Source organism: Acidicapsa ligni (assembly GCF_025685655.1).
GTDB lineage: Bacteria > Acidobacteriota > Terriglobia > Terriglobales > Acidobacteriaceae > Acidicapsa > Acidicapsa ligni.
Map to the genome: position 1 here is coordinate 435,047 of NZ_JAGSYG010000002.1, position 22,708 is coordinate 457,754.

The window sequence follows — 22,708 nt, forward strand, 5'->3', positions numbered from 1 at the left end:
CGGTTATTTTGCCCAGGCAAGACCGTCTGCGCCCTTGCCTGCGTCGATGAGGGATTGCACCTTCCACTGCGCGACGTCGATTGCTGCCACCTTGCCGTCCGGGCTGGACACGTAAGCAGTCCTGCCGTCCGGCCGAACCAGAATTTCAGTAGGGTGCTTGCCGACTTCAATGCTGTGAGTGATCTTCATCGTCGCCAGGTCGAGCACGCATATCTCATTCAAGGTTGGAATGGTGATCAGCAGCGAGCGCCCATCGTTGGTGGATGCAGTGCCATACCCCAGTCCAGGCAACGGAACCCAGCTCTTGACCTTGTTCGTTCTCGTGTCGATTACCGCCAGTTGCGGCTTGGACTGGTCGGAAGTAAAGACCATGCTGTCGTCCTTCGAGATGGAAATGCGCTGCGTCTGGCTGGAAATCGGAATGACCGTCAGCGTCTTTCGCGCCTTCATATCCAGTACAGAGACGGTGCCGGGGCCGACATTTGCCGTGTATCCGCGCAGGCCGTCGTGCGAAATCGCCAGCATATGGGACTCAGTCTGCGAGGTCGGGATCGAGCCTACAACCTTCAAGCTCCGCGGATCGATGATCGAGACGCTCTTGTCGAGTTCCGTAGTGACATACAACAACCCGCTGACCGGCTCGTAAATCGCGCAGTGCGGGCGCACCCCATGACCGAAATCTATTTTGCTGACTACCTTGCGGCTGGGAATATCGATGATGTCGATTATCTGACCATCCGTGCCCGGCTTGCCCACGCCTGAGTTCCCATAAATAGGTACAAACGCGATGTGTCCGGCAGGATATACCGCAACTTCGTGGCCCGTAATTCCGCCCTCGGGAATAGTCGCAACCTGCTGTGCCGTCACAGGATCGATAAGGCTAAGATCCTGATCGGCCTGATTCGCCACTAGCAGGGTTGGCCCCGATTTCCCAGCCATTGCAGACTGAGCCAGAGAGGGAAGCGTGACAAACAGGCAGCAAGCGCCTGAGAACAGAACAACATAGAAATTCGTCAGTTTTTTCACGAGAGAAGTGTACCCGATCACCTGCTATGGATGGGTGTCGGATTCTATCCCAAGCCTTTGGGTAGTGGGTCAGTATGCCTACAGTGTTGTAGTTCTGAACTTTGCTCATGCTCTTAGCCCTTGCCTTTGCCGTTGTCTTTGCCCCTCTGTCTGTCATTCCCGCAGGGAATCTGCTTCTCCCGTTCTTCCCAGAAAGCCGATCGTCCCAAACCGACCAATCCCAAGTCTTTGACATAAGTTGACGAACGATAACTATTATTGTTTAATAGGTCTTGTGACCAATGCATCTGCAATCGTTTTTCGCGACCTCTGCAATCAGCAGGGGCTTGCGGTGACGCATCAGCGGCAGGTGATTTACGAAGTCATGCAGTCGATGCCCGGTCACCCCAGCCCGGAAGAGGTTTTTGTCCAGGTGAAGGAATTAGTACCGGCAATCTCGCTGGCTACCGTCTATAAAAACATCCACATCTTTTTGACCAGCGGTATTCTGCGCGAGGTGAGCCCGCATCACGGTTCGCTGCGCGTGGAGATGAACAGTCATCCGCATCATCACCTGGTCTGTACGCAGTGCCGCAGTATTCAGGACATCAGCGAAGCCGAATTACTCGAATTCAGTGGCTGCCGCCCTGCGGAAAGCACCCTGCCTGGAGGTTTTCTGGCGCAGCGTCTTTCCGTCGATGTACTGGGGCTTTGCTCCCGATGCCAGCAGTCGGCATCGAGTCACTAGGAAGTTTTAACCGTCTTCTTACCCAAATTTTGGATTCACACCGCAGGCGCTCGCAGCTGTGTCTGCTAACCACGACGAAGCACTAAACCTCATACAGGAGTCATTCTAATGTTGACAGTTGGCGAAAATTTCCCTTCCTTCGATCTCACCGCAGTCGTCAATCTCGATCCTCAAAAGGCCTTCGAGCAGATCACCGAGCAGAGCTATCCCGGTAAGTGGAAGGTCGTCTTCTTCTGGCCCAAGGATTTCACCTTTGTCTGCCCGACCGAGATTGCAGCCTTCGGTAAGCTGAACCAGGAATTTGCGGATCGCGATGCGCAGCTTCTCGGCGCCAGCATTGACTCCGAGTTTGTTCACCTGGCATGGCGCAACAACCATGCTGACTTGAAGGATCTGCCCTTCCCCATGCTCTCGGATATCAAGCGTGATCTCTCCGAGCAGCTCGGCATCCTCGACATCAAGGCCGGCGTTTCGCAGCGCGCAACCTTCATCGTCGATCCGCAGAACGTAATCCGTTTCGTTTATGTCACGGATCTCTCGGTGGGCCGCAATCCGCAGGAAGTTCTGCGCGTACTGGATGCTCTCCAGACCGATGAACTCTGCCCCTGCAACTGGAAGAAGGGCGAAGAGACCCTGACCACCAAATAAGGATTGGCCGTCCAGGCAGTAGCCTACGGCAAAATCCTGGTAGATAAACCAGTCCGGCGGAGAATCTGATTCTCCGCCGGATTCATCTGCAATCCCCCATCTGCAATCCCCAAAGAACGGAGCCATCTTATGAGTTTCGATGCCATCATTGATAATCTTCCCGACTACGCTAAAGACCTCAAGCTGAACTATTCTTCGCTCGTCCGGAACAACACCGAACTAACCGCCCAACAGCTCTGGGGAACAGTAGTTGCCTCCGCAATCGCAAGTCGCAATCTCGTCCTGACCGCAGCAGCATTTGAAGCAGCCGCAACACAGCTTACCCCTGTTGCATTTGAAGCAGCCAAGAGCGCCGCAGCCATCATGGGGATGAACAACATCTACTATCGCTTCCAACATCTCAGCTCGAACGAGAAATACTCCACCATGCCCGCACGGCTGCGCATGAATGCTCTGCGTACACATGGCGCCGATGCGGTTGACTTTGAGCTTTGGTCGCTGGCTGTCTCGGCCATCAACGGCTGCGGCAAGTGTGTCGATTCGCACGAGAAGGTTGTTCGCGAAAAGGGAGCGACAGAAGAATTGATCCTCGCCGTCGTCCGCGTTGCATCTGTGATCCACGCCATCGGTTCGGTCCTGGATGCGGTCGAGGCCGAGGCAAAAATTTCTGCGCTTGTATAGAGATCATTTTCTTAATCCATGCATCCGAGTACTGAGAGTGTGAGTTTTCTTTCGAGAGGACTCACATTTTATTTGCCCGTCTCATGCTGTCATCGCCATCGGGTGGAACGACCTGTATCGTGGTGAAGATACTTGCAGACGCAGGTTTAATAAGGTGGATGGCGTGGGTACACATTTTGATTCGATCATCATCGGGGCTGGGCAGGCGGGTCCATCGCTTGCCGGTCGCCTGACACAGAGCGGCCAGCATATTGCCCTGGTTGAACGCAACCTTTTCGGTGGAACATGCGTTAACACCGGCTGCATTCCAACCAAGACCATGGTGGCCAGTGCGCATGCAGCACATCTTGCGCGGCGTGCAAGCGATTTTGGAGTGGTTATCGCAGGCGATATTCGGATCGATATGAAGGCCGTGATCGCGCGCAAGGAGTCGATCTTAGCCAAGTCTCGCGATGGTGTCGAGCAATGGCTGCGCGGCATGAAAGACTGCACGGTCTATCATGAGCAGGCCCGTTTTCTGTCCAGCAACGAACTTCAAGTTGGCTCCGAAACATTGAGCGCAGACAAAATTTTTATCAATGTCGGCGGCAGGGCTGTCGTACCGCAGATGCCTGGCGTGGAAGAAATTCCTTATCTCACCAACTCCACTCTCCTCAATCTGGAGGAACTGCCTGAGCACCTGATCATCATTGGCGGAAGCTACATCGGTCTGGAGTTTGCGCAGATGTATCGCCGCTTCGGCAGCCAGGTGACGGTAATTGAGAAGGGACCGCGGCTCGTTCAACATGAGGATGAAGACGTATCAGCTTCGATCCGCGAGATCATTGAGGCTGAGGGAATTCACGTGCGGCTGGATGCCGAGTGCATTGCCTTTGAAAAAGCCGACGCGAAGACAGACGGCGGCCCCATCGCAGTGCATGTGACCTGCAACGCAGGGGAACCAAAGCTGAACGGATCGCACGTGTTGCTGGCCGTGGGACGCAGGCCAAACACCGATGACTTAGGCTTGGAGAAGGCAGGCGTTCTCACCGACGAGCGTGGTTATATCCTCGTCGATGACCAGCTTCGCACCAACGTTCCGGGCATCTGGGCGATGGGCGACTGCAACGGGAAGGGCGCCTTCACGCACACTTCATACAACGATTTTGAAATCGTCTCCGCAAATCTTCTGGATAACGATCCACGCCGTGTCAGCGATCGCATCTCTGCCCATGCGCTGTACATCGATCCTCCGATGGCGCAGATTGGCATGACCGAAACAGAGGTTCGCAAATCCGGCAGGAAGGCTCTCATGGGCACTCGCCCCATGACCAAGGTCGGGCGTGCAGTGGAGAAAGGCGAGAGCCAGGGATTCATGAAGGTGCTGGTGGACGCCGAGACCAAAAAGATTCTAGGCGCATCCATTCTCGGCACAGGCGGAGACGAGGCTATTCATTGCATTCTTGATGTGATGTATTCGGGCAAACCGTACACCATTCTTCAGCGTGCCGTGCACATACATCCCACGGTTTCGGAACTCATCCCCACCATACTGGGCGATCTCAAGCCGCTGACATAAGTCGCGGCTCGAATCATGAACAGGTGCTCATGGCTTGCCGCCGGCATTCCATTCTGGATGCCAATCCGCGTTCGCAAGCCAGAGCACCGGATTGATCATCGAGCCGATTGAGTGAGTGAGAAAGTCGAAATCGATCCTGGAAATTTCATCGCTCGGCTGGTGATAGTCGGTATGCAGACCATAGCTGGAGACGGTCTGTGCGACAATGCCTTTTTTCGCCAGGGCAAAGTTATCTGAGCGCTGAAAGAACTGTTCCTTGGGGTGTGGATCGGCAGAGATTGCCGCCCCATGCTGGGCCAGCATGGGCCCCAGGTTGGAGCGTTCGTAGCCCGTTAGCCAAAGCGTTTTCGTATGCAGCGCAGGATCGGGGCGACCGATCATTTCAAACTCCAGGTTGGTTACAATCTGCGTGAGCGGCACGGGCGAATGTTCAAGGAAGTATTGATTGCCGTAGCCGCCCAGTTCCTCAGAACCAAAGAGCACAAACAGAATTGATCGTTTAGGCCGGGGTCCGTGGCTGAGCGCGCGCGCCAGTTCGAGCACCGCCGTCGTCCCGGATGCATCGTCGTCCGCGCCGTTGTAAATGGAGTCGCCGTTGACCGGATTGCCCAGTCCCAGGTGATCCAGATGGGCCGTCAGCAGGATCACTTCTTTCACCGGCTCAGGAGCCGCACCTGAGTCGGTTCCGCGCAGGAGAGCGAGCGCATTCCAGGTATCGGTGCGCTGGTTCTGGTCAAACCCATTGCGCTTGAGGTGAGCCTCCAGTCCTTTGGGAAAGGGATTTGGCAGCGGCGCCCGCTGAATGTAACCTCCCCCCTCCGAAGGGACATTTCCCGCAGGCTCAAGGCCAAATGACTGGAAGAGTGAGGCGGCGTAAAGCGCGGCCAAATGCTCATCGCGAGTGCCGGAGCCCCGCCCATGAAGCTCATCGCTGGCCAGAAAATTGAGATCGGCATGTACACATGTAGTGCATATTTCCGCCGCTTGGGGAGCCTTTTCACCTTTCCTGGCGAGAGCCGGCTGGACAGGCAAAGAGAGGAGCAAAAGGCTGAGAATCATGAGTCGTAAGCGCATCTGGGGATTGTAAATCCTTGATTCGGGCAAGCGTTTGGCGCCGGTGTTGCGTCAGATTTCAAGAGGGTTTTGTCCGCCACATGTCTACAATGCGCTACGCTTGAACCTGCGCGGCGACTTACACGGCAAGCACTGGCAGAAAGCTTTGGCCGCAGAAGTCAGGCAAAGAAATTGGATTCGCATCGTGCGCCCGGTTCCACTGGCTCTGGAGCGCGCAGAATTGATTGAGGAGCAACACCGATGATGCAAGGGATTGGATTCGGCTTTCGGCGGCTGGTGGCAGTTTTAGCAGTGGGGGGAGCAGTATTGTTGACGGGCTGCGGAGAGTTCTTTTACCCGGTGACGGGCGGTACCACCCCCACAGGCTCGTCAACCTACGTGTATGTGACGAACATTGGCAGCGGCGGCGTGGGAGGAACTCTCTCGGCATATACCTTGACCAGCGGTGTTCTGGCCGCAGTTAGCGGCAGCCCTATCTCGCTGCCTGCTGTGCCTACTTCTGTGGTGGTGGCGCCGAATAATGCTTTTCTGTATGTCGCCACCAATCTTGGTGTGTTCATGTACACCATCGCTTCCGGCGGTGTGCTGACTGAGGGGAACAACTCCACAATCGTTTACCAGGGGCCATCGTTTCCGCAGGCTTTGGCGGTGGACTCCACCAGCTCGTGGCTGCTGATCGCCAATAACAATAGTACGGAGCTGGATGCATTGCCGGTCGATCCGACATCCGGAATCCCCACGACGAATACTCCTGCCGCGGTCACACTCAGCAGCGCGACGCCTGCGGGACTGGCTATCTCGCCTGCCAATGGTTCGGTCGCCGTTGCACTCGGAACAGGCGGCACAAACGTCTGGGCTTTTAATGCCGCCAATAGCAATCCGTGGGGCAACACGCGGAATGGCATTCTCCTGAATTCCAGCAAAACTTACCCCGGCACTTCGACCAATGCGGTTGCTTTTGACACCACTTCCACCTACCTGTTCCTTGCCGAGTCGTCTACGAATAACAGCGCGGACGATTTACGCAAGTTAACGCTCGCCTCAATCTCCAGCCCCGAAACGGATTATCCGGTCGGCAAAGTTCCTTCCGCCATTCTGGCCGACCTTTCCGGGACTTATGTCTACGTGAGCAACAACACTAACAATACAATCAGCGGTTTTTCGTTGAGTGCGGGTGCGTTGACTGCTCTGACGGATTCGCCCTACGGCACAGCAAAATCGCCGCTGGGGCTAGTGGAGGACAGCACCAAGAGCTATCTGCTGTCGATAGGCAATGGCAACAATCCCAATCTTTGGGTCTATTCCTTTGACGCCACGAGCCTAGGCTCCCTGGATGTTGCAAACACGAATTCGACGGCGAGCACCAATCCTTCACTTTCCAACTCCATCGCAGTCTCGCACTAAGCTGCTTCCTGGGAACGGCTGATTGCCGGTTCGAGCCGAAGTAAAGATCGACACGATCTTCCAGAATTGAATACGGGAATGAAACACCTGAATAAAATAAAAGAGGCGTCCCGACTAATCCCCGGGACGCCTCTTCTCTGCTTCCTACACGTCTGCTTCCTGCGCGGCGATGTTATCCTCAGGTCAGATTGCGGTCTCTCGTGCACAGGTTTTTCTCATTGTTGAGTCCTCTCCAGTCGCGCCCAGCCGGGTCGGTTCAGAGGCTGGTACTCGTGTTTTTGCCCGCGATTTTCTTCCTTTCAGGTTGTACGCATTTCCGCCATATAACGCATGAATATGTGTACGTCGCTGCGCGCCAGGTCTATCTTCGTGACCGCGTGGCAGCGGTTTCGAATCGCGTCGCTCTGGTCACCAATGGTGAGGCGCTTGAGGTTGTGGAGCATGGCCGGAGGTTCCTGAAAGTGAAGACTTCCAAGGGCCAGATCGGCTGGCTTGAGGAGCACTCAGTCATCGATGACAAACTCTATCAACAGTTCCAGGATCTCGACAAAAATCATGAGAAAGACCCCGTTGTATCCACGGGGCAGCTTCGCGATGAACTCTATCTGCATGTGGTTCCGGGGCGGGAGACGCCGCATTTTCTGTTGATTGCAGGCAGCACACAGGTCCAGTTGCTGGCGCGAGGAACCGTCCCCAGAACGCAGGGCGCTGCGCCGGTGCCTGCTGCCAAGCCCAAAACTGCATCGGTTTCATCGCCGACCGGTAAGGACCAGAAGAGCCCCAGCAGCCAGCCGAATGCTGCTAAACCGATCGTTGCCGCTGCTCCTGCCGCTACGGATACACCTGCGCCTGTTACGGCTCCTGCGCCAGCGCCGGTGCCGATGGAGGACTGGTGGCTGGTTCGCGATAAACAGGGCCATACCGGTTGGTTACTCGCCAATCGTGTAGATGTGGATATTCCTGACGAGGTGGGCGCTTACGCCGAAGGGCAGCGCATGGTTGGCGCGTATCCGCTGGCCAAAGTTACAGACTATGTAAGCGCGTCCGGAATCAAGGATGAGAGCCGCAGCAGACGTAAATCTGCACATAAATCGGCTGGTCATTCATCGGCTGGTCATTCAGAAGATAAGACCGACACTCCCGATACTGCCGACGCCCTGGTTCAAAAAGAGATTACGGAGTACCTTACGGTGTTGACGCCTCCCCGTAACGGGCTGCCATATGACTTTGATCAGGTGCGCGTCTTCACATGGAGCCTGAATCATCATCGTTATGAGACGGCGTTTCGGCTGCATGGAATCCAGGGATATTTCCCGATCAAGTTTTCTCAGGAGATGGCCAGTGGCGTTTCTGTGCCGGTCTTCAGCTTCCAGATTGCCAGTGGTGCGGATGTCACTATTGATGCCGATACTGGCGTAGCGCGCCCAGCAAATCCGCGTACGATTGCGTTTCGTCTGGAGGGAAATATGGTGAAGCGAACCGGTGCGGATCAGGCGCCGATTATTCTTACGCACGCTTCGGATAACCCTGCCAAGGCTAATACCGCCAAGAAAAAGAAGAAACGATAGGCCACAAAGACATAACTGCCCGATCCTTCATAGAAGATCGGGCAGTTATGTTCGTTGTGGAATTTCTTATGCCGATTGCTGGAAAGGCGCTCTAACTGAGGAATTCAGCGATTGCGGAGACTACGCGCTCCTGCTCGTCCGGGCGAATTTCGGGGAAGATGGGGAGTGCGAGAACTTCTTTCGCGGCGCGTTCGGCTTCGGGGAAACTGCCTTCGGCATAGCCGAGCGACTCCAGCGCTTTTTGCCGGTGCAGCGGAACGGGATAGTAAATCTCGCTGCCAATCTGTTGGGCGGTCAGGAAATCCCGCAGTTCGTCGCGGCGTGGGGTGCGGATGACGTACTGATGCCAGACGTGATGGCTGCCCGAGAGTTCCCTGGGAAGAATCACGCCGTTTTTGGGATAGATGCCCGATTCTGCCAGTCCGGCAGCTGCAAAGAGTTCGTGATAGCGGGCAGCGGCCTGATGGCGCTTCTCGTTCCACTCTGAAATGTATTTGAGTTTTACCTGCAGGATTGCGCCTTGGAAGCCATCCATGCGCGCATTCCAGCCGACTTCGTCATGATGGTAGCGTTCGCGCATTCCATGCTGGCGCAGCATTTTGAGGCGTTCGGCCAACTCTGGATTGTTGGTTGTGACCATGCCCGCATCCCCGGCAGCACTCAGGTTCTTGGTGGGATAGAAGCTGAAGGCAGCCAAGTCGCCGAGGGCTCCGGCGCGTTCTCCGTCAGAGCGAGCGCCCCATGCCTGGGCTGCGTCTTCAATCAACGCGAGCTCGTAGGTTTTGCCCAGAGCGGCGAAGGCGGACCATGGCGCACACTGGCCGTAGAGGTGGACCGGCAGCAGGGCGCGGACGGGCACTGCCTGAGACTGTTGAAGTAGATTTTCTGCGCGATCTGGATCCAAATTGAAGGAAACCGGATCAATATCGGACAGCAAAGGAGTAGCGCCGGCGCGCAAGATAGAACTGACAGAGGCGAAGAAGCTGAAAGGTGTGGTGATGACGGCAGTGCCCGGTCCAATATTTGCTGCAGCTAAAGCCAACCAGAGGGCATCCGTTCCGGAAGAACAGCCGACAGCATGGCTGACTCCAAGATGCTCCGCTGCCGCAGCCTCGAAATTTGCTACGGGATTGCCGAGAATGAATTGTCTTGTTTCCAGCACGTGGCCCATTGCGGCGAGAAGTTCGTCGTGGATAGGAGTGTACTGGCGGGACAAATCGAGCATCGGGACCGCCTGGACTGGGATTACATGGCCTGGGGCCGCGGTTTTTGTGTCTGCCGATACTGCGGTTGCGGTGGAATCTGTCTGTTTGCTGTTCGAGGTCGCCACTCAGTTATGGTATCAACTTCCCATTGAAACTCGAAACGCGTCCAATGGAAGGGTGAGCGCATCTCATGCGATAGCAGGTTCCGGTTTGATGCGATGAAAGTCGGTCAAACGATAAGCAATGAAATCTCACATGGATGTGAATCTTTGTTGAAACAACGTGTTAGCCCCTATAGTGTGATTTGGTAGATTGCGGAAACCAAAAGCGATTTGAATTGCATGCGGTGACCGGTTTGCAGCAGCGGGGACGGCAACAGTCAGGAAGGGAACTCTGCACCAGCGTCAGCCTGAGCTTCAGGTTTGGATTTCAACACTGGGCGGCAACTCCTGTCGAACTGTCTCCAGAAAATATGAACAGACTTTGAAAACAAGAAAGCAGGAGATCGGCACATGGATAACAAGCCGGCACAAAACATTCAGGATACATTCCTGAACACCGTTCGGAAGGACAAGACACCGATCACGATTTATCTGGTGAGCGGCGTCAAGTTAACCGGTAAGATTCGTTCTTTCGACAAGTATTCGGTGTTGCTCGAGAACAACAGCCAGGAGCAGTTGATCTTCAAGCACGCCATTTCTACAGTTGTCAGCAACCGTAGTGTGCTGCATACGCCGGAACATCGGGCGCCAGGGCAAGGGCCTGGTGCGCCGTTGACTCCAGCCTCCAGCGTGGGTGCGCCCGCGACAGGTGGTGGTGCGTCGGCAGCCAATCCCCAGGCAAATCATTCGTAAAGATCGCAGTCACGATTTGAGGAACGACACATTTGGGAATGGCACGGATGCTTCAGGCTTTGCCGAGGGGCGTTCCGTGTCATACCGCGATGGTCGCGACTCTATTCCTTCCTCGTCCCGCCAGCGGCAGGAGCGGGCGGTGCTCGTAGGCGTGGATTTGTCCAGCCACAGCAAGGTCCGCCGCCCTGGAGCTGAGGGTGCGAAGGCGGCTTCGCGCCTGACCGCCGAATCCACTCACGAGTTCAGTAATGAGTTGGAGACCGGCTCCGATTCACTGGTACTTTCCGATCCAGCACTTTCCGATTCTGCTCTGGGCATCTCGACGGATCTTAACGTGGATGCTTCGCTGGCGGAGTTCTCTGAACTGGTAGAGAGTGCCGGGGCGATCGTGGTAGGACGCACGTTACAACGGCGCAGCAGGCCTGATCCGGCGACTCTGATCGGTGCGGGCAAAGTGGAAGAGATTGCCGGTATTGCTGCCGCGAACAACGCCGACCTGGTGTTGTTCGATCACAATCTTTCGCCGACACAGTTGCGCAATCTTGAAGACGCGTTGCCATGTGCGGTGCTGGACCGGACACAGTTGATCCTCGATATTTTTGCCCGGCATGCACGAACCCGCGAAGGGCAGTTGCAGGTCGAGCTGGCGCAGCTTGAGTACATGCTCCCACGGCTTGCCGGACGTGGAAAGTCGATGTCCCAGCTAGGCGGCGGCATTGGCACACGCGGACCGGGTGAAACCAAGCTGGAGACGGACCGCCGTGCGATTCAAAAGCGGCTGGTGCATCTGCGTGGTGAGCTGGATTCGGTTCGCAGGATTCGACGGCAACAGCGGCAGCGGCGGGAGTCAGCGCCGGTGCCGACGGTTGCCCTGGTGGGCTATACGAACGCGGGCAAGAGCACCTTGTTCAACCGGTTGACGGGCGCGGGCGTGCTGGCTTCTTCGCGAATGTTTGCGACTCTGGACCCCAAGCTGCGCGCGTTGGAGCTGCCGAGCCGGAGGAGGATTCTGCTTTCGGACACGGTAGGTTTTATTCGCAATCTGCCGCATACGCTGGTGACGAGCTTCCGCGCGACGCTGGAAGAGGTTGAGCGAGCCGAGGTTCTGCTGCATATTCGCGATGCGGCTTCGCCATACGGGGACGAGCAGAAATCCCAGGTGGAAAAGGTTTTGGGTGAGTTGGAAGTGCTGAACAAGCCACGTATCGAAGTGTTGAACAAGATCGATCTGCTCACTGCTGAAGAGCGCGCAGGGCTGGAGCACCGAGGAATCGTGACCGTCTCGGCATACACCGGCGATGGGCTGGAAGGATTGCTCAAAGCGATCGACGATGCCCTGGTGGCAGATCCGCTGGTCGATGCCGAACTTGTGGTGCCGCAGGCGGATGGCGCGGCCCTGGCGGCAATTGAGGCGGGGATGGTGATCAGTCAGCGGTCGTTTGAGGGCGAGACTGTGCACCTGTCAGTGCGTGGACCGGCGTCGCTGGTGGCACGGATAAGGCAGGGGTTGGAGAAGCAGGAAATCGGGAGCGGAGAATAGGGCTTGGTCCAGCAGGGATGAGCTGGTTTCCTGAAATTCATGGGAATTTGTTGGGTGCTTTAAGCTTCTATTTTCTTTCAGAAATAAGGTGAGCTGTAGCCCTTGGGAGTGGAGAAGCTTCCGTAGGACTACAGCCCGCTGGACCCTGAACCGGGTCGAGGTGATAGGCTGAGTTTAAGCCCGTTTGCCGTCGTTGCAACATAAATCGCAACACAAATCTTTCGCCAGCAGCATCCCAATCGACGGAAGTCACTCTCATCCGGGAAGTAACTCTTCCGGATTCGTTGACAGAGGGCTATGCCCCTGTTACAAAAGAGTGTCCCTCACACACGCGGCACAATTCAAGGGACAGAAGTTTCATACCATCATGCAAGAAATCATCAATCAAGTCGGCCACTTACTGCTCGGATCTGTGCCTACACTGGTGCTTTTCATTCTGCTCGTGCTGGCCTATCAGTTCCTCGTGCAGGGACCGCTCTCGAAGACACTGGCCGAGCGCCGGGCGCGCACCACTGGCGCTGTCGAAGAGGCGCATAAGGCAATTGCCGCAGCAGAAGCGAAAACCGCCGAGTATGGCGATAAACTGCGCCACGCGCGTGCGGATGTGTTCCGGGTTCGCGAACAGCGGTTGCAGCAATGGTCGCAGGAACGCGATCTCGCGTTGGACAAAGCCCGCAAGGCGGCTGCCCAGCATGTGCTGGAAGCCAAACTTGGCCTGGAAGACGAGGCTGCTGGTTCTCGCAAGACACTGATGGCCGGTGCAGACCAGTTGGCTGAACAGGTGGTACGTGCGGTGATGCCGGCGACTGCCGGGGGTACCCGTTGATTCACGTCAAGTCATTTTCCCGTTGCGCTTCCCATTGGATGTTGTTGATTGGCCTTTCTTTCGGAGTGCTGGCTGCTCCGGCGGCATTGTTGGCCCAAGGGGACCCGGCTCCCGCTTCTGAAATTCAGCCTGCTTCGACGGATGCAAAGCCTCACGAAGGTTTCGTCGCGAGACAGGAAAAGAAAGAAGAAGCGATCGACATTCAGCAATACCGACATTCGGCTACTGTACTCTGGGTTTCGAAGACGCTCCACACCGATCTGGAGACGACGGCCAAAGGCTTTGAATACATCAACTTTGGCATTCTGGTGTTGGCGATTGCCATTCCTCTCATCAAGATCGTGCCCAGAATTTTGAAGAAGCGCACTGCCAAGCTGGGTTTTGATCTCGAAGTGGCAAAGTCGATGACGGAAGACGCAAACCGCCGCCTGAGCGAGGTTGAGACGAGGCTGTCCGGGTTGGACGCGGAAATCGACTCGATTCGCAAGCAGGTTGAGGCGGATATCAAGAACGACGAAGTGCGGATCAAATCTTCCATTGAGGAAGAAAGCGCGCGCATTGTGGCAGCCGCCGAGCAGGAGATAGTGATGGCTGGCGTGCAGGCGCAGCGGGGACTGCGGCAGTTTGCAGCGGACCTGGCGGTGGATCGCGCGTTGAGCCAGTTGACGCTGAATGCCGAGACGGATCGAGCGCTGATTGCTGAGTTTGCGCATGATGTTACAGGCAAGCATGGCAAGAGAGGACAGAACTAATGACGCTCTTTGTTTCACGCTATGCGAAGGCTTTTGCGGATGTGGTCGCTGAGTTCCATCTTGACGTTGCCGATGTTGATAAGCAGTTGAAGGATTTTCTGGCGACCTGGGACGAGAGTGCCGAGTTGCGCGAAGTATTCGAGGATCCTTCGGTTCCGGCTGAGCAGAAAATTGCTGCGCTGGACAAGATGAAGGGCCATCTTCACTTGGCTCCGCAAGTGCGAAATCTGCTGGCGGTATTGATTCACAACGACCGCATCGGCGCGATTCATGATGTGGTAGCGGAGTATCACCGGGAATTGCAGTTGCGGCTTGGGATTCATCAGGCGGAGATTACAACTGCGCGCAAGCTGACTGCTGAGGATAAGGAATCGCTGTTGAAGTATGTGGCAGAGTTGGCAAAGGGCCAAGTCGAGGCGACCTTCAAGTTGGATGAGTCGATTCTTGGCGGGGTCGTAGTGCGGATTGGTTCGACAGTGTATGACGGCTCTATGCTCGGACGGGTTGAGCGGTTGAAGGAAGAGTTGAGTAAGTAATTTCCTCCCGGAATTTCTCGGGCGACAAGTTTAAGAATTGGAAATACGGAAAGAACAGGAAGAGCAGGCATGGCTCAGATCAAAGCAGACGAAATTTCGCAGATCCTCCGCGACCAAATCGCGAATTACGACTCGAAAGTAAAAGTCGATGAGGTTGGCACCATCATTTCGCTTGGCGATGGTATCGCCCGCATTCACGGCCTGGACAAGGTTATGGCTGGCGAGCTGCTGGCTTTTCCGCATGGCATTGCCGGACTGGCGATGAGCCTTGAAGAGGACCAGGTCGGCGCGGTCCTTTTGGGCGATTACACGGAGTTATCCGAAGGCAACGAGGTCAAGCGCACAGGGAAGATTCTTAATGTTCCCGTGGGTGAGGCGATGATTGGCCGCGTGGTGAATGCTCTCGGTGCGCCGATCGACGGCAAGGGACCGATTGCGACCAAGGACACGTTGCCGGTAGAGCGACTGGCTCCTGGCATCATTGACCGCGAGCCGGTGCGTGAGCCAATGGCGACGGGTATCAAGGCGATTGACGCTATGATTCCGATTGGCCGTGGACAGCGCGAGCTGATCATTGGCGACCGCCAGACGGGTAAGACGGCCGTAGTTCTCGACACGATTATCAACTCGGCAAAGAACAACCTGATCTGCATTTATTGCGCGATCGGTCAGAAGCGGTCTTCGATTGCCCAGGTTGTGCAGACACTGACCGAAGCTGGCGCGATGGGACACACGATCATCGTGGCTGCATCGGCTTCCGAACCTGCCCCACTGCTGTATCTGGCTCCCTATGCGGCGACGGCGATGGGCGAGTTCTTCCGTGATTCGGGTCGGCATGCGCTGGTGATTTACGACGATCTCTCGAAGCACGCAATGGCTTATCGCGAAATCTCATTGCTGCTGCGCCGTCCTCCAGGCCGCGAAGCGTATCCGGGCGACGTGTTCTATCTCCACTCGCGTCTGCTGGAGCGTTCGGCGAAGATGAGTGAGAAGAATGGAGCTGGTTCACTTACAGCTCTGCCGGTTGTTGAGACGCAGGCGGGCGACGTTTCGGCGTACATCCCGACCAATGTGATTTCGATTACGGACGGTCAGATCTTCCTTGAAACAGATCTGTTCAACTCGGGTATCCGCCCGGCGGTAAACGTGGGCCTGTCGGTCAGCCGCGTTGGATTCTCCGCGGCGATCAAGGCCGTGAAGCAGGTTGGTTCGACGCTGAAGCTGGATCTGGCGCAGTATCGCGAATTGGCCGCATTTGCGCAGTTTGGTTCAGATCTCGATCCACTGACGCAGAAGCAGTTGAGCCGTGGACAGCGCTTGACTGAACTGCTGAAGCAGCCCCAGTTCCAGCCGCTGACCTGGCCTCAGCAGGTGGTGATTTTGTTTGCCGGTACACAAGGTTATCTGGATCAGTTTGCAGTCACCGACATTCGCGCATTTGAGGATGGGCTATACAGCTATCTTGAGTCTGCGCAAAGCGCGTTGATGAGCGATCTTGAAAAGAAGAAGCAGCTCGATGACGACATCAAAAAGCGGTTGCATGATGCGTTGAAGGAGTATTCGGAAAACTTCAAGGCCACGCTCTTAGACAAGAAGAAATCGTAGGATTGATAGCCTCGGGGGCTAAGGCCCCTCTGGTTGAGGTGGATTGTTGTGGTGGATTTATGTACGGGCTTCAGCCCGTACCCATCAACCCAAGTGAAGTGGGATTGGATTAGGCGATGGCAAGTGTACTCGATCTAAGACGGCGCATTCGCAGTGTGAAGAGCACGCGGCAGATCACCAAGGCCATGAAGATGGTTTCGGCGGCCCGGCTGCGTCGCGCGCAGGCGCGGGCGATGGCGGCACGACCGTATGCGCAGATGATTACGAGCGTGCTCGAGTCATTGATTCGGCGCATTGAAATCATTGACCCTGAGACGGGAATTATTCGTCATCCGCTGTTTATTTCGCGACCGGAAAAACGGGTGCTGGTGATTGTGGTCAGCGGTGATCGTGGATTTGCCGGTGCGTTCAACGGAAATATTCTCAAAGCGGCTCATCTCTATATCGCGGGCAACGACGGTAAGGAAATCGATGTAGAGTCGATCGGACGCAAGGCTACGGATGCGTTCAAACGGCGTTATCCTGCGGCTGTTTACAGTGAGAAGCAGGTTGAAAATCCCGCAGATGGCGCGAACATCACGGAGAAGGTTCGTGAGCGCAAGGGCGGCATTGAAGTTGTAGGCGATCATGTCGGCATGTTGGAAAAGCTGAGCGTGAACAGCGTCTTCGAACTGGCGCAGGATGTGATTCGGCGCTATGTGCGCGAAGAGATTGACGCCTGCTACATCGTGTACAACGAGTTCAAATCGGTCATCCAGCAGCGCGTGGTTACGGAGCGGTTGCTGCCACTGATCGAGATTGGCATGCGTGACATTGCCGCTTCGATTGAACCGTCGAAGGAAGAGCGCGAGCAGGCTGCACATGCCGCGATGACTTCGGGCATTTCGCTTGAAGAAGAGGACACGAAAGAGAAGGACGCGGAAGCCAAAAAGTTTGGTACGGCAGACGTGGACTACATCTATGACGAGTCCCCGGAAGAATTGTTCAACGGTTTGTTGCCGCAGTATATTTCCGCGATGCTGTTTCATGCATTGGCGGAATCCGTGGCGGCAGAACATGCAGCGCGAATGACGGCAATGGATTCGGCAACGAACAATGCGAGTGAGATGATCGATTCGTATACGTTGCAGATGAATCGGTTGCGCCAGGCGGCAATTACCAAGGAAATTATCGAGATTGTGAGCGGGGCTGCGGCGGTTTAAGTTTCAGGCCCATGTCTCGGATGTGGACGAGAGAAGATTTTTGGAAGGCAGATTATGGCGAAGAACATTGGCAAGGTAATTCAGATTTCCGGTCCCGCGGTGGACGTGCAGTTTGAAGAAGTGAACATGCCGCCGATCTACCAGGCGTTGCGCGTGACGAGCGAAGGCTTCACTGTCCCGACTCCGATTGACGTGATCCTGGAGGTGCAGCAGCATCTTGGCGAGGGCCGTGTGCGTACGGTCGCCATGACAGCTACGGACGGCATGGTTCGCGGCATGAACGCGCTCGATCTGGGCAACCAGATTACGGCTCCAGTGGGCCGCGAGACGCTCGGCCGGGTGCTCAACGTGATTGGCGAGCCGGTGGACGAGCTCGGTCCCGTAGGCGAGAAGAAGCGCATGCCGATTCATCGCGCTGCTCCCGCGTTTGACGAGCAGTCGACTCAGGAAGAGATGTTCGAGACGGGCATCAAGGTCATCGATCTCATCCAGCCATTTTTGAAGGGCGGCAAGATCGGCCTCTTCGGTGGTGCGGGCGTCGGCAAGACGGTCGTTATCATGGAGCTTATCAACAACGTGGCGAAGAACCACGGTGGTTTCTCGGTATTTGCCGGCGTTGGAGAGCGTACCCGTGAGGGTAACGATCTCTGGCTGGAAATGTCCGAGTCGGGCGTTATCACTCCAGGTGATCCCGCGAAGTCCAAGGCCGCATTGATCTACGGCCAGATGACTGAGCCGCCAGGAGCGCGTCTGCGAGTGGCGCTTACTGCCCTGACCGTCGCTGAGCATTTCCGCGACGAAGAGGGTGCGGACACGCTGCTGTTCATCGACAACATCTTCCGCTTTACGCAGGCCGGTTCTGAAGTCTCGACGCTACTAGGCCGTATGCCTTCCGCCGTCGGATACCAGCCGAACCTTGCTACGGAAATGGGCGAGTTGCAAGAGCGTATCACTTCGACGAAGAAGGGTTCCGTCACGTCCGTGCAGGCTGTTTACGTGCCCGCTGACGATTTGACCGATCCTGCTCCGGCGACGACCTTTGCTCACCTGGATGCGACGACCGTGTTGAGCCGTCCTCTTTCGGAGCTGGGTATTTATCCCGCTGTCGATCCCCTGGGGTCGAGCTCGCGTATCCTCTCTGCGCGCATTGTCGGGCAGGAACATTACGATGTGGCGCAGGGCGTGAAGCGCATTCTGCAGCGCTACAAGGATCTGCAGGACATCATCGCGATTCTCGGCATCGACGAGTTGAGCGATGAAGACAAGATCACTGTTATGCGCGCTCGTAAGGTGCAGAAGTTCCTGTCGCAGCCGTTCCATGTGGCCGAGCAGTTTACCGGCATCCCCGGCCGCTATTGCAAGATTGCGGACACGGTGCGCTCGTTCAAGGAGATCATCGAGGGCAAGCATGATGATGTGCCGGAACAGGCCTTCTACATGAAGGGCGCCATTGAAGAAGTGCTTGAAACCGCAGAGAAGATGAAGGCGTCGGCTTAAGCTGTTGGGCGAAGGGATAGTCCATATCTCAGAAACGAGATGTGGACACCCAGCTTACAGTCGTTGACCGGAGAAAGTGATATGGCGGAAGAAAGTAAATTACGGGTACGGCTGGTAACGCCTGAGCGTATTCTGCTGGAGCAGTATGCGGACGCGGTCGAACTGCCTGCGAAGACCGGCTACATGGAGGTGCTCTACGGAGCGGCTCCGTTGCTGGCTGAGCTGGGTGCGGGCGATGTGACGCTGCACGGTGCAGGAGAAAACACCGCTCCTGACGCGGACAAGAGGGGTAAGTCGGATCGTTATAACGTGAGCTGGGGTTTCGTGGAAGTATTGCCGGACCGGGTTACGATTCTGGCAAACGACGCGATTCTGCCTTCGGACATTGACGCGACGCGCGCCAAGGAACAGCTTTCACGAGGCCAGGAGCTTTGGAACCAGGCTGGCGATAGCGAAGAGAAATATACCGAGGCTGAGCGGGTAATCAACGAAGCTGAAGCCAAGTTGGCCAGTGTTCAGAGTGCGGGTAAATAGTTACTAGCAGCGGGTAGAAATGAATCAAGACAGGGCCTCTGCCGTCTCGGTGGAGGCCTTATATTTTTCACTCGACTCCGTCTTTTTCAGTCGATGCCCAGGTCTTCGGCGATGCGGGATTCCGGGGTGATCTCTTCCCAATTGAGTGCCGTCTGGTCGCAGAAAATATAGACGAGGCGCTGCCAGATGTCCTGTGTACTCAGGGGTTGAGTGATTTTGCTGTCAGCATCGAATCTCATCAGATTCATGCCTAGAAGAACCTCGGCCAGTTCTCCAACTTTGCGGACGGGGAGTTCGCGAGCCAGGAACGATGTCGCAGCGTAAACACCACTGAAAACCACGAATGCTACAACGGCTGTGACACCCAGCAGCGGGAGCCAGAGCAGGCCCCAGGGATGAGTCCAGCTCACCATAAAGGCGAAGAACGCGATAGCAGCTGCAGCGGTGAGAACGCGGATTGTGTCCCTGGCCCAGCGGGGATGGCGCAGTTTGGGAAACTCGAGTTGGCTGACTTCCGCGAGGCTTTTCCAGGCCGCGATCCGCGTGGGTTTGGGCAGTAAAGGTGCAAGTTTGGTGATGGGGTGGATTGCGTTGCGGGGCAGGCCGAGGCACGCCATCATGGCACGGCGCAGGCTGTAAAAAGCCCGGCTGATGCGGGTGGATGGGCCTGTTTGCATCTTGGTCATGACGAGGCGATAGAGGTCGCCCACCGTTCTGATTGAACTCAATTCGGCGTCGGGGAGATCAATGCCGAACTCTTCTTCGATGCGCATTACGAGTTCGACCGAGTCCAGTCCCATATTGTGTTGATGCCCCTTTGATATGAACGGGTTCCAATGATTTTAGCGTCGTATGTTGTTTATGGCCTAAAGCGCGATTGTGGACGCGGTAGTAATCAGGCATATAACAAGTAATCGAGAAAATGATCAAAGTTATGCGACACGGGGCAGGCAATACACCTACAATTTTATTTAGAAATGGCCGCTAAGGATTCCAATTCGGTGCTGGAAGTTGCTTGTCCTGATTGTGGGACGATGATGCGCATTGATGTGGAGACGGGTGCGGTGATCAGCCATACGCCTGCGCCGCGCAAACGGACGTTTGAGGATCTGGCGGCTGCTGCGAAGGCTATGCAGGAGCAGGATGAGCGCCGGGACTCGATCTTCCGGCAGTCTATGGAAGCAGAGAAGAACAAGGACGATTTGTTCGAGAAGAAGTTTGCGGATGCCTTGCGAAAGGCAAAGGATGCTCCCGCAGGAAAACCCTTGCGCGAGTTCGACCTGGATTAACGCAGCTTCCATCTTGCATCAAAGCCTTGAGGAGAGTGTATGGTCGCGATTCCGATTTCCCACATAGATTCGACAGAGCTTCTAACCGCCGGTTCCGCAGCACCCGCTCAGCAGGGTTGGACAAACTATGTCGCTGCCGGCACCATCGTAGCCGGAGGCGCGCTCATGATTACCGGTCACAAGAAAGCCGGCCTTGCCATAGCTGCCGCTGGAACCGCCCTCGCGCTGCTTGAAGAGCCAGCCGTCATCGAAGGCTGGTGGAACCGCCTGCCTGGCTACCTTGCGCAGGCCCAGTTCTTTCTGGACGAGGCCGAGAGATACATACAGGAAGCCTCCATCCAGGGGCAGCGTTTAAAGAGCATCCTTCACCGATAGCCAAGAGGGCCCATCCGGAGAACCTTGGGGCTGCGGCTCATGGGGCTGCCGCTCATGAATTTCATCGATTTCATTACGGAGCCTTGCCCTCCGCATCGGCCCGCGCGGCTTGTTCCTCATTCTCTATTGATGGAATAATGAAGCTCGATGCGGGTCGCGGTATCGCCCGAACTGCCGACAGAGCTGCCTCTTCCTGGACAACCCTGGACAGTATTGTCCGTTGGAGATGAGCTTGACCTTACTGCGTGGTTTACCCTCCACTACAGCGACAGGGAAGCCGCGCATCATTGCGCTCGATTCGCTACGCGGCCTAGCAGCCTTGGCAGTTGTCTTGTTTCACCTGAATCTTGCGCTCGAAGGAAATCCGCATAACGGGCGGTTACACGCGATCTTTCAACACGTCCCGTTGCGCTACGTGTTGGAAGGCCATTTCGCGGTCATCCTCTTCTTCGTGCTCAGCGGATTTGCCCTGAGCATCTCGATCGAAAAGAACTTCCACTACGGCATCTATCTGGTGCGCCGCCTGTGTCGGTTGATGATTCCATGTATCGCCGCTGTGCTGTTTGCGGCAGCTATGTATCTTCTCGTCTCACCGCAACCAATCCCAGAACTGAATCGATGGTTCAACACCACTATGTGGATGGAGCCGCTGACGCCCGGGCTGGTTTTCAGGCACATTCTCATGACAGGCTCGCAAACGGACTCTTCGCTGGACAACGTCCTTTGGAGTCTGGTCGTCGAGTTACGCATCTCGCTGGTCTTTCCTCTTCTCTATTTTCTGGTAAAAGGCAGGACATGGATTGCTGTCGTCGCAGCTCTGATAATCCAGTTTTTTTTCTCATGGCTGGTTACGCGTGGCGGAAACTATCCCCCACAGTACAACCGCAATCTTGTCGAAGCGCTGGAAAACTTTTGCTACTACGTGCCGTTCTTTGTCGCGGGCATTCTGGCACGTAATCATATGGAAGCCATTCATCGGCGCATCGCGAATCTCCATCCAATTCTTGCGCTCATCATGCTGACTCTGGCGTTCCAGTTTATGGACACGCGCTCCGATATCGTCAAAGGTCTCAAGGCAGTCCTGATCATCTGCCTGTGCGTGAACGTTCCGTTCCTGAACCGGGTGCTTTCGATCCCTCTGTTCGCGTGGCTGGGCCGCATCTCCTTCAGCCTCTACCTGGTTCACATCATCGTGCTCGCATCACTCTTCCATCTCTTCTATGGCAAACTCGGCTACAACCTGTTGTGCGCAATGGTTATTGTTGTTTCGCTGATCGTGGGCTGGATCTTTTATCTACTGGTCGAGAACCCATCCATTCAGCTCGGACGGCGCCTTTCCGCAAAGAAGAAGCCTCCTGTGTCCCTTGTCGGAACCAGTAGTTAGGCGACCCCTGCCGTAAAGCATTCTTCCGTTTCCGGATGCCTTAAATTCTGATGCCTTAAATCCCAAGCTGCTTTCGCCCATCAGGGCTGATCTTGTGCGGAGTCCATTTGGGCTCCCAGACCAGATCTACTTCAACCTTGCTGATTTGCTGCATACTTGCCAGGCGATTATTGACCTGCTCAAAGATGAGGCCGCTGGCTGGGCACTGCGGCGTGGTCAGCGTCATCTGAACTTTGACACGCTGGCGAGGCAAGGCTGGTGTGGAATTTGGGTCAGGCTCGACGGCGACAGAGTAAATCAGGCCAAGATCGACGAGATTGAGCTTTACTTCGGGGTCGAAGCAGTCGCGGAGTGCGGTGAAGATGTCATCCTCGGTGAGGGGTTTAGGGGAGAGACGCACGGCTGGGGCTCGCTTCATTTGTG

23 protein-coding genes are annotated in these 22,708 nt (G+C 55.8%); 18 read left to right on the plus strand and 5 right to left on the minus strand.

Features of this window, described 5'->3' with window-relative positions; genetic code table 11:
- Window positions 1-3: 3 nt before the first annotated feature.
- Window positions 4-1,026 (minus strand): YncE family protein, encoded by a 1,023-nt coding sequence (locus OHL19_RS08155; RefSeq protein WP_263357146.1) that lies wholly within the window; start codon window positions 1,024-1,026, stop codon window positions 4-6.
- 274 nt (window positions 1,027-1,300) lie between these two features.
- On the opposite strand from OHL19_RS08155, the gene OHL19_RS08160 reads away from it, so the two are divergent.
- The 4 genes from OHL19_RS08160 to OHL19_RS08175 all read left to right on the plus strand — a co-directional run bounded on the left by OHL19_RS08160 (window position 1,301) and on the right by OHL19_RS08175 (window position 4,640).
- Window positions 1,301-1,753 (plus strand): Fur family transcriptional regulator, encoded by a 453-nt coding sequence (locus OHL19_RS08160; RefSeq protein ID WP_263357147.1) that lies wholly within the window; start codon window positions 1,301-1,303, stop codon window positions 1,751-1,753.
- A gap of 108 nt (window positions 1,754-1,861) precedes the next feature.
- Window positions 1,862-2,401 (plus strand): peroxiredoxin, encoded by a 540-nt coding sequence (locus tag OHL19_RS08165; RefSeq protein ID WP_317890553.1) that lies wholly within the window; start codon window positions 1,862-1,864, stop codon window positions 2,399-2,401.
- A 129-nt stretch (window positions 2,402-2,530) separates the two neighbouring features.
- The gene (locus OHL19_RS08170) at window positions 2,531-3,082 is read left to right on the plus strand and encodes a carboxymuconolactone decarboxylase family protein (RefSeq protein WP_263357148.1); all 552 of its coding nucleotides are present in this window, start codon (window positions 2,531-2,533) and stop codon (window positions 3,080-3,082) included.
- 163 nt (window positions 3,083-3,245) lie between these two features.
- Window positions 3,246-4,640: an FAD-containing oxidoreductase gene (locus OHL19_RS08175; RefSeq protein ID WP_263357149.1), complete on the plus strand. Its 1,395-nt coding sequence runs from the start codon at window positions 3,246-3,248 to the stop codon at window positions 4,638-4,640.
- Window positions 4,641-4,667: 27 nt separating this feature from the next.
- Here the strand turns inward: OHL19_RS08175 and OHL19_RS08180 are convergent, their stop codons facing one another.
- Window positions 4,668-5,714 carry a M28 family peptidase gene (locus OHL19_RS08180; protein ID WP_263357150.1) on the minus strand — a complete coding sequence of 349 codons (1,047 nt, stop codon included), beginning with the start codon at window positions 5,712-5,714 and terminating at the stop codon, window positions 4,668-4,670.
- Between the two features lie 240 nt (window positions 5,715-5,954).
- On the opposite strand from OHL19_RS08180, the gene OHL19_RS08185 reads away from it, so the two are divergent.
- Window positions 5,955-7,118, plus strand: a complete 1,164-nt coding sequence (locus OHL19_RS08185; RefSeq protein ID WP_263357151.1) for a beta-propeller fold lactonase family protein — start codon at window positions 5,955-5,957, stop codon at window positions 7,116-7,118.
- Between the two features lie 272 nt (window positions 7,119-7,390).
- The gene (locus OHL19_RS08190) at window positions 7,391-8,686 is read left to right on the plus strand and encodes an SH3 domain-containing protein (protein WP_263357152.1); all 1,296 of its coding nucleotides are present in this window, start codon (window positions 7,391-7,393) and stop codon (window positions 8,684-8,686) included.
- Window positions 8,687-8,777: 91 nt separating this feature from the next.
- On the opposite strand, the gene OHL19_RS08195 is transcribed toward OHL19_RS08190, so the two are convergent.
- Entirely contained in the window at window positions 8,778-9,911 is a 1,134-nt protein-coding gene (locus OHL19_RS08195) for a DegT/DnrJ/EryC1/StrS family aminotransferase (RefSeq protein ID WP_263357153.1), read from the minus strand.
- A gap of 492 nt (window positions 9,912-10,403) precedes the next feature.
- Between OHL19_RS08195 and hfq the strand changes: the two genes are divergently transcribed.
- The 9 genes from hfq (at window position 10,404) to atpC (ending at window position 19,237) form a co-directional block, all read left to right on the plus strand.
- Complete coding sequence (gene hfq, locus OHL19_RS08200; RefSeq protein WP_263357154.1) at window positions 10,404-10,745, plus strand: RNA chaperone Hfq; 342 nt, start codon at window positions 10,404-10,406, stop codon at window positions 10,743-10,745.
- Between the two features lie 76 nt (window positions 10,746-10,821).
- Window positions 10,822-12,285, plus strand: coding sequence for a GTPase HflX (gene hflX / locus OHL19_RS08205; protein ID WP_396126747.1), 1,464 nt, complete (start codon window positions 10,822-10,824; stop codon window positions 12,283-12,285).
- A gap of 367 nt (window positions 12,286-12,652) precedes the next feature.
- A complete protein-coding gene (locus tag OHL19_RS08210) occupies window positions 12,653-13,111 on the plus strand; it encodes a F0F1 ATP synthase subunit B family protein (protein ID WP_263357156.1) in 459 nt (152 codons plus the stop codon).
- Between the two features lie 44 nt (window positions 13,112-13,155).
- Window positions 13,156-13,863 (plus strand): ATP synthase F0 subunit B, encoded by a 708-nt coding sequence (locus OHL19_RS08215; protein ID WP_263357157.1) that lies wholly within the window; start codon window positions 13,156-13,158, stop codon window positions 13,861-13,863.
- Window positions 13,863-14,399, plus strand: a complete 537-nt coding sequence (gene atpH, locus OHL19_RS08220) for an ATP synthase F1 subunit delta (RefSeq protein ID WP_263357158.1) — start codon at window positions 13,863-13,865, stop codon at window positions 14,397-14,399. Before OHL19_RS08215 ends, atpH begins: the two co-directional genes overlap by 1 nt.
- A gap of 69 nt (window positions 14,400-14,468) precedes the next feature.
- Window positions 14,469-16,004, plus strand: coding sequence for a F0F1 ATP synthase subunit alpha (gene atpA / locus OHL19_RS08225; RefSeq protein ID WP_263357159.1), 1,536 nt, complete (start codon window positions 14,469-14,471; stop codon window positions 16,002-16,004).
- Between the two features lie 116 nt (window positions 16,005-16,120).
- Window positions 16,121-17,206: a F0F1 ATP synthase subunit gamma gene (locus tag OHL19_RS08230; RefSeq protein WP_263357160.1), complete on the plus strand. Its 1,086-nt coding sequence runs from the start codon at window positions 16,121-16,123 to the stop codon at window positions 17,204-17,206.
- 54 nt (window positions 17,207-17,260) lie between these two features.
- On the plus strand, window positions 17,261-18,703 hold the full coding sequence (atpD, locus tag OHL19_RS08235; protein WP_263357161.1) for a F0F1 ATP synthase subunit beta: 1,443 nt from the start codon (window positions 17,261-17,263) through the stop codon (window positions 18,701-18,703).
- Between the two features lie 81 nt (window positions 18,704-18,784).
- On the plus strand, window positions 18,785-19,237 hold the full coding sequence (gene atpC, locus OHL19_RS08240; protein WP_263357162.1) for an ATP synthase F1 subunit epsilon: 453 nt from the start codon (window positions 18,785-18,787) through the stop codon (window positions 19,235-19,237).
- An 86-nt stretch (window positions 19,238-19,323) separates the two neighbouring features.
- Here atpC and OHL19_RS08245 read toward each other — a convergent pair whose 3' ends face one another.
- Entirely contained in the window at window positions 19,324-20,037 is a 714-nt protein-coding gene (locus OHL19_RS08245) for a phosphopantetheine-binding protein (RefSeq protein ID WP_263357163.1), read from the minus strand.
- Between the two features lie 234 nt (window positions 20,038-20,271).
- Between OHL19_RS08245 and OHL19_RS08250 the strand changes: the two genes are divergently transcribed.
- The 3 genes from OHL19_RS08250 (at window position 20,272) to OHL19_RS08260 (ending at window position 22,285) form a co-directional block, all read left to right on the plus strand.
- Entirely contained in the window at window positions 20,272-20,526 is a 255-nt protein-coding gene (locus OHL19_RS08250) for a hypothetical protein (protein ID WP_263357164.1), read from the plus strand.
- A 39-nt stretch (window positions 20,527-20,565) separates the two neighbouring features.
- On the plus strand, window positions 20,566-20,901 hold the full coding sequence (locus tag OHL19_RS08255; protein ID WP_263357165.1) for a hypothetical protein: 336 nt from the start codon (window positions 20,566-20,568) through the stop codon (window positions 20,899-20,901).
- Between the two features lie 232 nt (window positions 20,902-21,133).
- Window positions 21,134-22,285: an acyltransferase family protein gene (locus OHL19_RS08260; protein WP_263357166.1), complete on the plus strand. Its 1,152-nt coding sequence runs from the start codon at window positions 21,134-21,136 to the stop codon at window positions 22,283-22,285.
- 55 nt (window positions 22,286-22,340) lie between these two features.
- On the opposite strand, the gene OHL19_RS08265 is transcribed toward OHL19_RS08260, so the two are convergent.
- Window positions 22,341-22,703 carry a metal-sulfur cluster assembly factor gene (locus OHL19_RS08265; protein ID WP_263357167.1) on the minus strand — a complete coding sequence of 121 codons (363 nt, stop codon included), beginning with the start codon at window positions 22,701-22,703 and terminating at the stop codon, window positions 22,341-22,343.
- Window positions 22,704-22,708 lie beyond the last annotated feature (5 nt).

Bases quoted from the DNA above. Each gene is read 5' to 3' on its own strand.
- OHL19_RS08165 (WP_317890553.1), top strand. From the start codon at position 1,862: ATGTTGACAGTTGGCGAAAATTTCCCTTCCTTCGATCTCACCGCAGTC.
- OHL19_RS08170 (WP_263357148.1), top strand. From the start codon at position 2,531: ATGAGTTTCGATGCCATCATTGATAATCTTCCCGACTACGCTAAAGAC.
- OHL19_RS08180 (WP_263357150.1), bottom strand. From the start codon at position 5,714: ATGCGCTTACGACTCATGATTCTCAGCCTTTTGCTCCTCTCTTTGCCT.
- OHL19_RS08185 (WP_263357151.1), top strand. From the start codon at position 5,955: ATGATGCAAGGGATTGGATTCGGCTTTCGGCGGCTGGTGGCAGTTTTA.
- OHL19_RS08195 (WP_263357153.1), bottom strand. From the start codon at position 9,911: ATGCTCGATTTGTCCCGCCAGTACACTCCTATCCACGACGAACTTCTC.
- hfq (WP_263357154.1), top strand. From the start codon at position 10,404: ATGGATAACAAGCCGGCACAAAACATTCAGGATACATTCCTGAACACC.
- OHL19_RS08210 (WP_263357156.1), top strand. From the start codon at position 12,653: ATGCAAGAAATCATCAATCAAGTCGGCCACTTACTGCTCGGATCTGTG.
- atpH (WP_263357158.1), top strand. From the start codon at position 13,863: ATGACGCTCTTTGTTTCACGCTATGCGAAGGCTTTTGCGGATGTGGTC.
- atpA (WP_263357159.1), top strand. From the start codon at position 14,469: ATGGCTCAGATCAAAGCAGACGAAATTTCGCAGATCCTCCGCGACCAA.
- OHL19_RS08230 (WP_263357160.1), top strand. From the start codon at position 16,121: ATGGCAAGTGTACTCGATCTAAGACGGCGCATTCGCAGTGTGAAGAGC.
- atpD (WP_263357161.1), top strand. From the start codon at position 17,261: ATGGCGAAGAACATTGGCAAGGTAATTCAGATTTCCGGTCCCGCGGTG.
- atpC (WP_263357162.1), top strand. From the start codon at position 18,785: ATGGCGGAAGAAAGTAAATTACGGGTACGGCTGGTAACGCCTGAGCGT.
- OHL19_RS08245 (WP_263357163.1), bottom strand. From the start codon at position 20,037: ATGGGACTGGACTCGGTCGAACTCGTAATGCGCATCGAAGAAGAGTTC.
- OHL19_RS08250 (WP_263357164.1), top strand. From the start codon at position 20,272: ATGATGCGCATTGATGTGGAGACGGGTGCGGTGATCAGCCATACGCCT.
- OHL19_RS08255 (WP_263357165.1), top strand. From the start codon at position 20,566: ATGGTCGCGATTCCGATTTCCCACATAGATTCGACAGAGCTTCTAACC.
- OHL19_RS08265 (WP_263357167.1), bottom strand. From the start codon at position 22,703: ATGAAGCGAGCCCCAGCCGTGCGTCTCTCCCCTAAACCCCTCACCGAG.